The 11,778-nt window shown below is 66.8% G+C and carries 10 protein-coding genes; 7 read left to right on the top strand and 3 right to left on the bottom strand.

Annotated elements, in window-relative coordinates:
* Nucleotides 1-58: 58 nt before the first annotated feature.
* The 3 genes from F623_RS0111740 to F623_RS0111730 are packed head-to-tail and all read right to left on the bottom strand — an operon-like array spanning nucleotide 59 to nucleotide 2,881.
* On the bottom strand, nucleotides 59-544 hold the full coding sequence (locus F623_RS0111740) for a DUF494 family protein (protein ID WP_018862530.1): 486 nt from the start codon (nucleotides 542-544) through the stop codon (nucleotides 59-61).
* Nucleotides 541-1,674 (bottom strand): DNA-processing protein DprA, encoded by a 1,134-nt coding sequence (gene dprA / locus F623_RS0111735; RefSeq protein ID WP_018868631.1) that lies wholly within the window; start codon nucleotides 1,672-1,674, stop codon nucleotides 541-543. The genes F623_RS0111740 and dprA overlap by 4 nt, the downstream gene beginning before the upstream one ends.
* A gap of 28 nt (nucleotides 1,675-1,702) precedes the next feature.
* Nucleotides 1,703-2,881 (bottom strand): LysM peptidoglycan-binding domain-containing protein, encoded by a 1,179-nt coding sequence (locus F623_RS0111730; RefSeq protein ID WP_018862532.1) that lies wholly within the window; start codon nucleotides 2,879-2,881, stop codon nucleotides 1,703-1,705.
* A 145-nt stretch (nucleotides 2,882-3,026) separates the two neighbouring features.
* Between F623_RS0111730 and def the strand changes: the two genes are divergently transcribed.
* From def to trkA, 7 genes are all read left to right on the top strand, one after another.
* A complete protein-coding gene (def, locus tag F623_RS0111725) occupies nucleotides 3,027-3,560 on the top strand; it encodes a peptide deformylase (RefSeq protein ID WP_018862533.1) in 534 nt (177 codons plus the stop codon).
* The gene (gene fmt / locus F623_RS0111720; RefSeq protein ID WP_018862534.1) at nucleotides 3,560-4,522 is read left to right on the top strand and encodes a methionyl-tRNA formyltransferase; all 963 of its coding nucleotides are present in this window, start codon (nucleotides 3,560-3,562) and stop codon (nucleotides 4,520-4,522) included. The genes def and fmt overlap by 1 nt, the downstream gene beginning before the upstream one ends.
* Before the next feature lie 3 nt (nucleotides 4,523-4,525).
* Nucleotides 4,526-5,881: a 16S rRNA (cytosine(967)-C(5))-methyltransferase RsmB gene (gene rsmB / locus F623_RS0111715; RefSeq protein ID WP_018868632.1), complete on the top strand. Its 1,356-nt coding sequence runs from the start codon at nucleotides 4,526-4,528 to the stop codon at nucleotides 5,879-5,881.
* A gap of 3 nt (nucleotides 5,882-5,884) precedes the next feature.
* Nucleotides 5,885-6,457, top strand: a complete 573-nt coding sequence (locus tag F623_RS0111710; protein WP_018862536.1) for a DUF4390 domain-containing protein — start codon at nucleotides 5,885-5,887, stop codon at nucleotides 6,455-6,457.
* Nucleotides 6,458-6,746: 289 nt separating this feature from the next.
* Nucleotides 6,747-8,957, top strand: a complete 2,211-nt coding sequence (locus F623_RS0111705) for an ATP-binding protein (protein ID WP_038040615.1) — start codon at nucleotides 6,747-6,749, stop codon at nucleotides 8,955-8,957.
* On the top strand, nucleotides 8,954-10,333 hold the full coding sequence (locus F623_RS0111700) for a sigma-54 dependent transcriptional regulator (RefSeq protein ID WP_018862538.1): 1,380 nt from the start codon (nucleotides 8,954-8,956) through the stop codon (nucleotides 10,331-10,333). The genes F623_RS0111705 and F623_RS0111700 overlap by 4 nt, the downstream gene beginning before the upstream one ends.
* A gap of 54 nt (nucleotides 10,334-10,387) precedes the next feature.
* On the top strand, nucleotides 10,388-11,767 hold the full coding sequence (trkA, locus tag F623_RS0111695) for a Trk system potassium transporter TrkA (protein WP_018862539.1): 1,380 nt from the start codon (nucleotides 10,388-10,390) through the stop codon (nucleotides 11,765-11,767).
* Nucleotides 11,768-11,778 lie beyond the last annotated feature (11 nt).

Below are 11,778 nucleotides of genomic sequence, written 5' to 3'. Positions count from 1 at the left end.
AAAGACTAGAGGAGGAAATGCCGGTTGGCTACCGTGCTGTCTGCGGGAGACGGAGAAATCAGTGCAGATAATCCACGGCCGCGGGGCCAGAATCGTCGCGCATCACCTCTTCCAGTCGGGAGTAGGCGATCGCGTCGTCGGGCTGGTTGAACAGCACCATCAGGACCACCCAGCGCAGCTGGTCGAGGTCGATCTCCTCGGCATCCAGCTCCATCACGCGGTCCAGCACCAGCTCGCGCGTGCCGGCGGTCAGCAGGCCGTTTTGTTCCAGGTGCAACAGGAAGCCGTGCGCCTCGGTATCCAGGCGCTTGCGCTCTTCCGGGGCGTAGATGCGCTGGGCCGCGCTGTCGCCACCGCGGCCGGTGAGCGGGGCCTCGCTCATCAGGCGATCCAGCCAGCCCAGGGCGCGGTCGATCTCGGGGCGGGCGAAACCGGCTTCCACTAGGTGGCGTTCCAGTTCCGCGCGATCCGGCTCCTCTTCGGATTCCTCGTCCATGGTGTGCTCGAACAGGTACATGAGCACATCCAGCACGCTTTCGTTCATGATTCAGGGGATCCTGCGTCGAGGCGCTGGTAGCGCCCGTGGTCGAGGGCGGCCACACGGCCGTTGAGTTCCAGCAAAACCAGCATGGATGAAAGGCGCTCGATGGTCAATTTGGTGCGATCCCGCAGGGTTTCCAGCGGGATCGGGTCAAAACCCATCGCGTTCAGCACGCGTTCCTGCTCCGGGTCCAGTGGTTCCCGAGCCGGCTCCGGCGACGTTTCGGGCGTCTCCCCGGGGGCGACACCGATCCAGTCCGCCAGATCCTCCAGCACGTCGTCGGCCGACTCCACGAGTTGCGCCCCGTCGCGGATCAGGCGATGGCAGCCGCGGCTGACCGAGCTCAGTACCGAGCCCGGCACCGCGTAGACCTGTCGGCCCTGTTCCGCAGCCAGCCGGGCGGTGATCAGCGAACCGCTTTTCAGCGCGGCTTCGACGACGACCGTGCCCAGGGCCATGCCGCTGATCACCCGGTTGCGCTGCGGAAAGTTGCGCGCCAGCGGGCGTGTGCCGGTCGGCCACAGCGAGACGACCAGGCCGTGATCCGCGATGCGGTGGGCGAGGCGACGATGCTGGGCCGGGTAGAGGCGGTCCGGGCCGGTCGCGACGACCGCGATCGTGTGGCCGCCGGGGGCAGCCAGGGCCCCCTCGTGGGCGGCGCCGTCGATGCCGCGCGCCAGGCCGCTGGTCACCACCACGCCGGCACCGGCGAGCTCGCGCGCGAACTCCCCGGCCAGCCGTTCGCCCTGCGGCGTGCACTCGCGGGCGCCGATGACCGCGATCTGCGGCCGATGTAGCAGGCTCGGGTCGCCGTTCAGGTACAGGACGGGGGGCGGATCGGGGAGTTCGGCCAGTAGCGGCGGGTAGTCGGGGTCATCCCGGCACAGCAGATGGTGCCGTTCGTCCTGGTCGAGCCACGCCTGGTCGGTTTCGGCCCCCGCTGTGCGGGCCTCCAGGTCGATATCCAGCTCGACGCCGTGACGCCGCCATTCGCTGAGGGGTGCGGCCAGGGCAGCGCCGGGACCGCCAAAGACCTCGACTAGATGCAGGAGGCGCTGGTGGCCAAGCCCCGGGGTATTGATCAGTTCCAGCCAGTCGCGGTGACGTGTTGCCCGCTCCCGATCATCTGCCATCGGAGGTGATCACGCCCGTGCAGCCGGGTCAGCGCGACGGATGGCGGACCTTGTCGCCCTCGCGCAGGGTACGGTCGGACTCTGTAACCAGGATGTAGGAGACCTTCTCGAAGGTCTGGAACACCATCACCGTGCCGACCGATTCCTCGGGCAGGGTCACGACCTCGTTCGGCCGGTCGCTGACTGGGTCGCGTACCTGGCGACCGGCGGTGTAGGCGGTCATGACCTGGCCGTTCTCGATTCCGTCGCGCTCGCCGCGATTGATGATCGCGGCCTGCAGCTGGCCGATCTGGCTAATTGCATCGAACAGGGAGATGATCGTGCCCTCCATGTCCTCCGGGGGGCGTCCGATCTCGAACAGCATGTCCTGTTCGTCGGCAAAGGGAACGAGACGATCGCCACGGATCGCCTCGCGTTCGCCCTTGCGAATGTTGGCGCGTGCCACGTTGCCGGGTTCGACGATCTCCGCCTCGCCAATTGGCAGAGTCGCAATGCCCAGGTTCTCGCCCGTGTCCGGGTCCACCAGCTCGCCGTCACGGCGAACGATGTGATAGAGGTCGTATTGCTGCGTGTCTTCGGCGTTGCGCACGTAGACACGGTCGCCCGGGCCGAAAATCACGCGTTCGTCCTGCGAGGCCAGGATGTAGGGGGCGTTGTCCAGCGTCTCGTCGTCCAGCACCTGCGGGCGGAACATGAACGACTGCAGGGTGGAGATCGGGGTGACGTCCTCTTCGCGATCCACCACGCGAACTTCGGGCGACAGGCGCTTGGTTGGACGCACGCGCGGGCCACCATCCACGGTGATGCGCGGTTCACCATCTACGTAGTAGATACTGAGGACATCACCCGGATAGATCAGGTGCGGATTCTCGATCTCCGGATTCACCAGCCAGATCTCCGGCCAGTACCAGGGATCACGCAGGAACATCGCGGCGATGTCCCACAGGGTGTCACCTTCGCGGACCACGTAGCGTTCGGGTGCGGACTCGCGGATTTCGGGTTCCGGCTCGGAGGTGCCGGAAGTTTCGGAGGCGCGGTCGTTGTCGCGGGAGGTGCCCTCGGTGCGAGCCGTTTGAGTGGCTTCGCTGTCCGCAGGAGTGGCAGCCCCTTCTTCGGTCTGGGTGGCTGCGCAGGCGCCGAGTAACAGCGTTACACTAAATAGAATGCCCGGCAGAACGAAGGTCGTGGTCGCCCTGGTCTTGTACATTACTGTCCCCTGTCAGGTCCGCGCGCTCCCCGAGCCTTCCTTTTGCCCTAGCCCGGCCCCATGCGGATGACGCAATTCCGCGGATATTGCGGTCCAACGTTAGCAGAATTGTGACGTCTGTACAGTACAAAGTTTGAGGTTTTTCATGGCCAAGCGCGAAATACTGCATTTCCCGGATCCGCGGCTACGCCTGAAGGCGGAGCCGGTCGAGACGGTGGACGACGAGATCCGCACCCTGGTCGACGACATGCTCGAAACGATGTACGACGCCCCGGGCATTGGTCTGGCGGCTACCCAGATCAACGTGCAAAAGCGGGTGCTGGTGACGGACGTCTCCGACGACCAGAGCGAGCCGCACGTGCTGATCAACCCCGAGATCCTCGAGACCTCCGGCGAGGAGGAGATGGACGAGGGTTGCCTTTCGGTGCCCGGTTTCTACGAACGCGTGCAGCGCGCCGATCGCATCCGCGTGCGGGCCCTCGGGCGTGACGGCCAGCCCTACGAGCTCGATATCGACGGCCTTCTGGCCGTCTGCATTCAACACGAGATCGACCACCTCGACGGCAAGCTGTTCGTGGACTACCTGTCCAGCCTGAAGCGCAATCGCATCCGCAAGAAGCTGGAGAAGCAGGGCGCACGGAGCGGCGCGGGAGACAAGGCCGCGGCGCCCGCCGTCTGATGGGAGTGGCGGACACGGACGTCGAGTCCCTGCGCATTGTCTATGCCGGCACGCCGGACTTCGCGGTCCCCGCGCTGGAGGCCCTGATCGAGCGCGGCCCGCGGCCCGTGGCCGTGTACACCCAGCCGGATCGCCCGGCGGGGCGTGGGCGTCAGTTGCGCCCGAGCCCGGTCAAGGTCGCCGCCGAAGCGGCCGGCATCCCGGTGCTGCAGCCGGAATCCCTGAAATCGCCCGAGGCGCAGGCCGAACTGACTGCCTGGCACCCCGATATCCTGATCGTCGCGGCCTACGGGCTGATCCTGCCGCGCGCGGTGCTGGAGATCCCCCGTCGGGGCGGGCTGAATATCCACGCCTCGCTGTTGCCCCGCTGGCGCGGCGCGGCGCCGATCCACCGCGCGATCCTCGCCGGTGATACCGAGACCGGGGTCTGCCTGATGCAGATGGCGCCCGGCCTGGACACGGGGCCGGTGCACGCCTGTCGCTCGACCCCGATCACTGCGGCGACGACCACCGGCGAGCTGCACGACACGCTGGCCGCGCTGGGCGCCGAGCTGTTGCTTGAACGGCTGCCCGCGATCCTCGCGGGGCGTTCGCAGCCGGAACCACAGGACGATGCCGGCGCGACCTACGCGCGCAAGCTGGAGAAGGACGAGGCCTGGCTGGACTTTGCCCGCCCGGCGGTGGAGCTGGATCGCCAGGTGCGGGCCTTCAACCCCTGGCCGGTTGCCCAGGCGCGCTGGGGAGAGCAGGTGATCCGCGTGCATGCCGCGCGCCCGTTGCCCGGGCCGGCGGACCCGGAGCCCGGTACCATCCGTGCCGCGGACCGCGACGGGGTGGAGGTTGGCACCGGGGAGGGCCGACTACGTCTGGAAATTGTGCAGTTGCCAGGCAAGCGGCCAGTCGCGGCCGCGGACTGGGCCAACACCACGGCGCTGGTGGGACAGCGCCTCTCGGGGCCCTAGGCGATGGCAGCCAAGCGCTCCGGACGCATCGTCCCCTCGCGGGTGGACTCGCGCTCCCCGCGCCAGCGGGCGCTGGAGGCGACCGAGGGGGTCGTCCTGCAGGGGCATTCCCTGACGCGCGCGGTGGAGCAGGCTGTCGAGGGACTGAACACCCGCGACGCGGCCTGGGTGCAGGCGCTGGCTTACACCACGCTGCGCTGGTATCCGCAGCTGTCGGCGCTGGTGAACGGATTTCTGGATCGCCCGCTGCGCAAGAAAGACGCGGTGATCGGTGTGCTGCTGGCGCAGGGGCTGGTCGAGCTGATGCATTTCTCTACCCGGGACCACGCGGCCGTGCGCGAGACCGCGGAACTGGCGCGGGCGATCCATCGCCCCGGTGCGGTGGGGCTGATCAATGCGGTACTGCGGCGCGCGCAGCGCGAGCAGGATGCGCTGGAGGCGGCGGTCCGGGAAGACCCGGCGCTGCGTTATGCCGTTCCGGAATGGCTGCTGGAGGCGATTCGCGCCTCCTGGCCCGACGATTGGGAGACGCTGCTGGAGGCGGCTACCCGACCCGCGCCCATGACCCTGCGCGTGAACCTGTCTCGCACATCGCGTGAGGACGCCCTCCAGGCGCTCGTTGCGGCGGGACACCCGGCACAAGCACATCCTCAGCTGGATATGGCCCTGACGCTGGAGGAACCCGCAGACGTGACCCGGCTGCCCGGTTTTGCCGAGGGCCGGCTCTCGGTGCAGGACGCCTCCGCGCAATGGGCGGCGGTGTTGCTCGATCCGCAGCCGGGCGAGCGCGTCCTGGATGCCTGCGCGGCCCCGGGAGGCAAGACCGGGCACTTGCTGGAGCGGGCCCGTGGTGATCTCCAGCTGACCGCGCTGGACAGCGACGCCGAGCGCCTGGTGCAGGTGCGCGAGAACCTCGATCGCCTCGGCTTCGCGGCGCAGTTGACCGCAGCCGATGTCGCCGATCCCGCTGCCTGGTGGGATGGTCACCCCTTCGACGCGATCTTGCTGGATGTCCCCTGCTCGGCGACCGGGGTGATCCGGCGCCACCCGGACATCAAGACCCTGCGCCGTGCCGACGACATCCCGCGCCTGGCGGCGGAGCAGGCGCGTATTCTGGAGGCCGCCTGGGGCCTGCTGCGACCTGGCGGGCGCCTGCTGTATGCGACCTGTTCGCTCCTGGCGGAGGAAAGCGACGCGGTCGTTGCGGGCTTTCTCCAGCGGATGCCGGATGCGCGCGCGCCGGAGCCCGAGGGTGGCCCGCCGATCGCCGGGGCGCATGCGCGTTCAGCAGGTTGGGCGCTGCCACTGGGCCTGGAGGGCGGCGATGGTTTCTACTACGCACTGCTGAAAAAGGACTAGGGCATGGGCGCGGGTCGTCGGTCGCCGATCGGATTCCTGCTGGCGTGGTCGCTTGTCCTGGCGCTCGTTCCGGGTACGGCGCAGGCGCTGGAGATACGCGACGCTCGCCACCTGTGGATGGGCGATGACACTCTGCTCGTGCGCTTGATGCTCGACATGCGGCTGCCGCAGGTGCTGGAGGATGCGCTGGCCAACGGAGTCACGCTGGAGTTCGAGGCCGAGGCCCGGATCGAGCGCGATCGCTGGCTGGGCCGGGAAGACGTGCAGCGCGAGACACGCCGGGTCAAGCTGCAATACTTTGCGCTGAACCGATATTACCTGGTAACCGACGTGAACGACGACCGGATGGAGCTCAAACCGACCCTGGGCGATGCCCTGGAGCATGTGGCCCGACGGCTGGGGCGCCTGCCGATGCATGGCGTGCCGGAGGCGGTGCGCGAGCAGCCGGAAGACTACAACTTGGCGGCGCGCCTGTTGCTGGTGTATTCGGCGTTGCCCCTGCCGCTGCAGCTGGATGCCGGCCTGCGCGGTGACCTGACCACCCGGCGGGAATGGCACCGATGGTCCTTGGATTAGGGAAATGCTGGTCAATGAACACGCTCGCGTTCGAGTCGCTTTTGCGTGCAAACAAGGCGCGGCGACTGCCGTGCAGTCATTCTGCGCAAGGGAATCGCAACGCCGCGCCCGTTTTTGTCAACAAAGGGAGGCCGGGCCCTTGCTCTCAATGGTTCGTGGAATGGGTACCCCAGGTTCCCCGATCCGGCGTTGCGGCCCGAATCAATCAAAAACGGGCCGGTAGAATTACTACGGGCTGCGGACCGTGCCTTGTCGCGGACAACCTGGGGTGCCAACGCGGGTGTTTACATTGATCAGCGTTTCCCTAAGACGCTTCCCTTGGGGCCTTCTGGGCATGGGCCTGCTGTTTCTGCTGCTGCTGACCTCGCTGGTGGTCATGGGCGGGGCGGCGCAGGATCAGGCCCGCTTCGAGCAGTTGTTCCTGTGGCTGCTGGTATTCCATGCCGCGATCCTCCTTGTGCTGGGTGGCCTGATCATCCACCAGTTCGTGCGTATGGTCGCCCAGTATCGCCAGGGTGTGCCCGGCAGCCGCCTGACACTGCGGCTGGTCGGGGGGTTCATGCTCGTCGCGGTGTTGCCGGTATCGGTGGTCTATTACTTTTCCTTCGAGTTTCTGAACGAGGGTGTGGACTCCTGGTTTGACGTACGCGTGGACTCCGCGCTGGAAGACGCCCTGGAACTGTCGCGCTCGTCGCTGGATCTGCGCGTGCGCCAGCTGGCCACCGAGACGCAGGAGATGATGAGCGAGCTGGAAGGGGTCTCCGAGGGCCTGGTCCCGCTGGCGCTGAATGACTACCGCCGCCAAGTTGGAGCCCAGGAACTGACCCTGGTCGGCTCCAACAACCGCATCATTGCCTCCTCCACCGACAGCCCGATCCGCCGCCTGCCGAGTCCTCCGGGGGCCGATATCCTGATGCGGGTGCGCCCGGAGCAGCCGTATTCGCGGCTGGAACCGCAGCCCGATGGCTCGCTCGTGATTCGCGTGGTGGCCACTACCAGCAGTCGGCGCCCGGGGGCGGAGAACCGCATCCTGCAGGGGATCTATCCGGTGGACCCGCGCATGTCGGCCCTGTCGCAGCGGGTGGAGGATGCCTTCGCCGGTTACCGCGAGTTCGCCTACCTGCGCGGTCCGATCATTCAGGGGTTTATCTTTACCCTGTCGCTGGCCCTGGCGATCTCGCTGATGGCGGCCCTGTGGGCCGGCCTGCTGGTCGCGCGGCGCATGGTGCGTCCGATCTCCGATCTGGTGCAGGGGACACGACTGGTGGCGGCCGGGGACTATTCCACCCGCCTGGCCGTGCAGCGGGCGGACGAGCTGGGCTTTCTCGTGCAGTCGTTCAACGCCATGACCCGAACGCTGAACGAGGCGCGTGACGAGGCCGAACGCAACCGTCGTCTGCTGGACGCCGAGCGCGCGTATCTGGAGAGTGTCCTGCAGCATCTTCGTTCCGGCGTGCTGGCGCTGGACGGCAGTCTGCGCCTGCGCACCGCCAATGAAGCCGCCGGCCAGATCCTGGAGTGCAACCTGCAGGGTGCGCGCACCCGGTCGATCTCCGAGCTGGGCATCGAATGCCCGCTGGTAGGGCAGTTCTTCGAGGCGATCAACGATGCCCTGGCGCGCCAGGAAGACGAGTGGTCACGGCAGGTCGTTGTCTTCACCCGCTCCGGGCGCAAGGTGCTGATGACGCGCGCCGTCTGGCTGCCGACCTCGGGCTCCAGCCGCGGCCTTCACGCGATCGTGTTCGATGACATGACCGAGTTCCTGAAGGCGCAGCGCGACGCTGCCTGGGGCGAGGTGGCCCGGCGTCTGGCACACGAGATCAAGAATCCGCTGACCCCCATCCAGCTCTCCGCCGAACGCCTGTCGCGCCGACTGGGCAAGGTCCTGGACGGCGCCGACCGCGAGGTCCTGGATCGTGCGACCAGTACCATCATTCAGCAGGTGGAGGCGATGAAGACACTGGTCAATGCCTTCCGTGATTACGCCCAGGCCCCGCGACTGGAGCTGGGGTCGGTGGACCTGAACCAGCTGATTCAGGATGTCTGCGAGCTGTATGTCGACTCCGACGGCCATTCCCTGGTGGAAACCGAACTGGAGCCGGATTTGCCCGGGATTCGTGGTGACGCCGGGCGCCTGCGTCAGTTGCTGCACAACCTGATCAAGAACGCGCTGGAGGCCGGCAAGGGCCAGGACACGTTCGCGGTGCATATCGCGACCGCCTATCTCGACGACCCGGCCGGGCCGCACATCGAACTGTGCGTGACCGATACCGGCCCGGGGATCAAGCCCGAGCTCCTGGAACGCATCTTCGAGCCCTACACGACGGACAAGCCACGTGGAACCGGTCTCGGTTTGGCGGTTGCACAGAAGATCGTCGAGGAACATGGCGGCATGATTGAGTGCCATAATGCACCGGCGGGCGAAGGCGGGGCCGTCTTTCGCATCCGCATCCCGGTGGAACATACCCCGCATGCCCTGGCCCACGAGGAACGGGAATGAGCGAACCGTACGTACTGGTCGTCGACGACGAACCGGATATCCGGATGTTGCTGCAGGATGTCCTTGAGGACGAGGGCTACCAGGTGGCGCTGGCCGGCTCGGTCGCCGAGGCCAAGGCCCAGCGACGGAGTCGGCGGCCGGATCTGATCCTGCTCGATGTCTGGATGCCGGACGGCGACGGGATTTCGCTGCTCAAGGAGTGGGGCGACGACGAGGGCCTGCCCTGTCCGGTGGTGATGATCTCCGGGCATGGGAACGTGGAGACTGCGGTCGATGCCACGCGCCTGGGCGCCTACGACTTCATCGAAAAGCCGCTGTCGATCGACAAGCTGCTGATCACGCTGAACAACGCCCTGGAGGCCGCCCGCCTGCAGCGCGAGAACGTGGGCCTGAAACGCCACGCCGGTACCGTCGCCGACCCGGTGGGCGGCAGTGCGGTCATGGTGAACCTGCGCGATCAGGTGCAGCGCATGGCGCAGCACGACACCTGGGTGCTGATCACCGGAGAGCCCGGGGTGGGCAAGCAGACCTTCGCCCGCCTGCTGCATGCGCGCAGTGCGCGCCGGGACAGTCCGTTCATTGTCGTCTCGGTCGGTTCGCTGTCCGGCGACGAGGCCGTGGCCGAGTTGTTCGGCAGCGAGCAGGGCGACCGCGTGCGCTATGGCTTGCTGGAGCAGGCCGCAGGTGGTGTGCTGTTTCTCGACGAGGTCGCCGAGATGGACATGCAGACACAGGGCCGGCTACTGCATGCCCTGGACACCCAGCGCATTACCCGCATCGGGGGCGATCAGCCGATCAGCGTCAATGTACGGGTGATTGCCGCCAGCCAGCACGATCTCGGCGAGGCGGTGGAACAGGGCCGGTTTCGCGAGGATCTGTACTACCGGCTGAATGTCCTGCCCCTGGCGATCCCGCCACTGCGCGAGCACGCGGAGGACATCCCGGAGCTGCTCGACTACCATATGCGCCATCTGCACCAGCAGGAAGGCCTGCCGATGCGGGCGTTTCAGCGCCCGGCGCTGGAGCGGATGCAGCAGTATCATTGGCCCGGCAATGTGCGCGAACTGCGCAATCTGGTGCAACGGCTGATGATCCTCGGCTCCGGTGACGAGATTACGCGCGACGAGGTCGAACGCACCCTGACCGGGCAGCCGCAGCGCGGCGAGGAGTTCGAAGAGGGGGTGCTGGCGATCCCGGATCTGCCGCTGCGCGAGGCGCGCGAGCAGTTCGAGCGCGAGTATCTGATTCAGCAGCTGGAGCGCTCGGAAGGCAACATGACACGGCTGGCCGAGCGGGTGGGACTGGAGCGTACCCACCTCTATCGCAAGTTCAAGGCACTGGGCATCGATCCAAAACGGGTGAAGGCCGACGGCTGAGGCTCTGGTCGTTTTCCTGGCACGGCGCCCTGACATCTCCGGGACGGGAGACGCATGAAGCACATCATTATCCTCGGCGCGGGGCAGGTGGGCCAGTCACTGGCCGAGGCCCTGAGCGCCGACGGCATCGACATCACCATCGTCGACTCCCGCGCTGAGCGCCTGGCCGAGCTGGAGGATCAGTTCGACATCAAGACGGTGAATGGCTTCGCCTCGCACCCGAGCGTGTTGGAGGCCGCGGGCGCGCAGGATGCTTCGATGGTCATTGCGGTGACCGACTCCGACGAGGTGAACATGATCGCCTGTCAGGTCGCCTCCACCCTGTTCAATGTCGAAACCAAGATCGCCCGTGTGCGCTCGCGGGACTACCACGAGACCCCGGAGCTGTTCGCCCAGGATGCGATGCCGGTGGATATGCTGATCTCGCCGGAGGCGATCGTCACCCGCCACATCCATCGCCTGATCGAGCACCCAGGCTCGCTGCAGGTGCTGGAGTTCGCCGAAGGACTGGTGTCGCTGGTCGGCGTGCGGGCCTACTACGGTGGCCCGCTGGTCGGACACGAGCTGAAGAACCTCAAAAGCGATATGCCCGGCATCCATACGCGGGTCGCGGCGATTTTTCGCAAGAACCGCTCCATCCAGCCGGATGGCGATACCGTAATCGAGGTCGACGACGAGGTCTTCTTTGTTGCCGCGAAGAAGAACATCCGCGCGGTGACCTCGGAGCTGCGCAAGATGGAGAAGCCGTACAAGCGCATCATGATCGCCGGAGGTGGCAATATCGGCGAGCGCCTGGCGGAGACGCTGAGCAAGCGCTACCGAGTCAAGGTGATCGAGCGCGATCCGGACCGCGCCGACCACCTGGCGCGTTCGCTGCCCGGCAATGTGCTGGTCCTGCATGGCGACAGCGCGGACGACCGCTTCCTCGAATCGATCGGCATCGAGAACAACGATGTCTTCTGCGCCGTAACCAACGACGATCAGGCGAACATCTTTGCCGGCATGCTGGCCAAGCGCTGGGGTGTGCGCAAGGTGATGTCGCTGATCAATCGCCCGAGCTACGTGGACCTGCTGCAAAGCGGCACGATCGATGTCGCGATCTCGCCGCAGCAGGCGACCATCAGCGCGCTTTTGGCGCGTGTGCGCGAGGGCGGAACGGCCACCGTGCATACCCTGCGCCGCGGGGCCGCCGAGGCGATCGAGACGGTGGTGAACGGCGATGCCCGCACCTCGCAGGTGGTGGGCCGGCGGATCGAGGAGATCGATTTCCCCGAGGGCACGAGTGTGGGTGCGGTGGTGCGTGGCGAGGACGTGATCATCCCGCACCACGATACGGTAATCGAGGCCGGCGACCACGTGATCCTGTTCCTGACCGACCGGCGCAAGGTCAAGCAGGTGCAGCGCCTGTTCCAGCCCTCCGCGCTGTTTTTCTAGGTCGTCCTGGC

It is taken from the genome of Thioalkalivibrio sp. ALD1, from assembly GCF_000381245.1.
GTDB lineage: Bacteria > Pseudomonadota > Gammaproteobacteria > Ectothiorhodospirales > Ectothiorhodospiraceae > Thioalkalivibrio.
The sequence above is the reverse complement of the archived record's forward strand: the minus strand, read 5'-3'. Positions and strand labels throughout refer to the sequence as shown.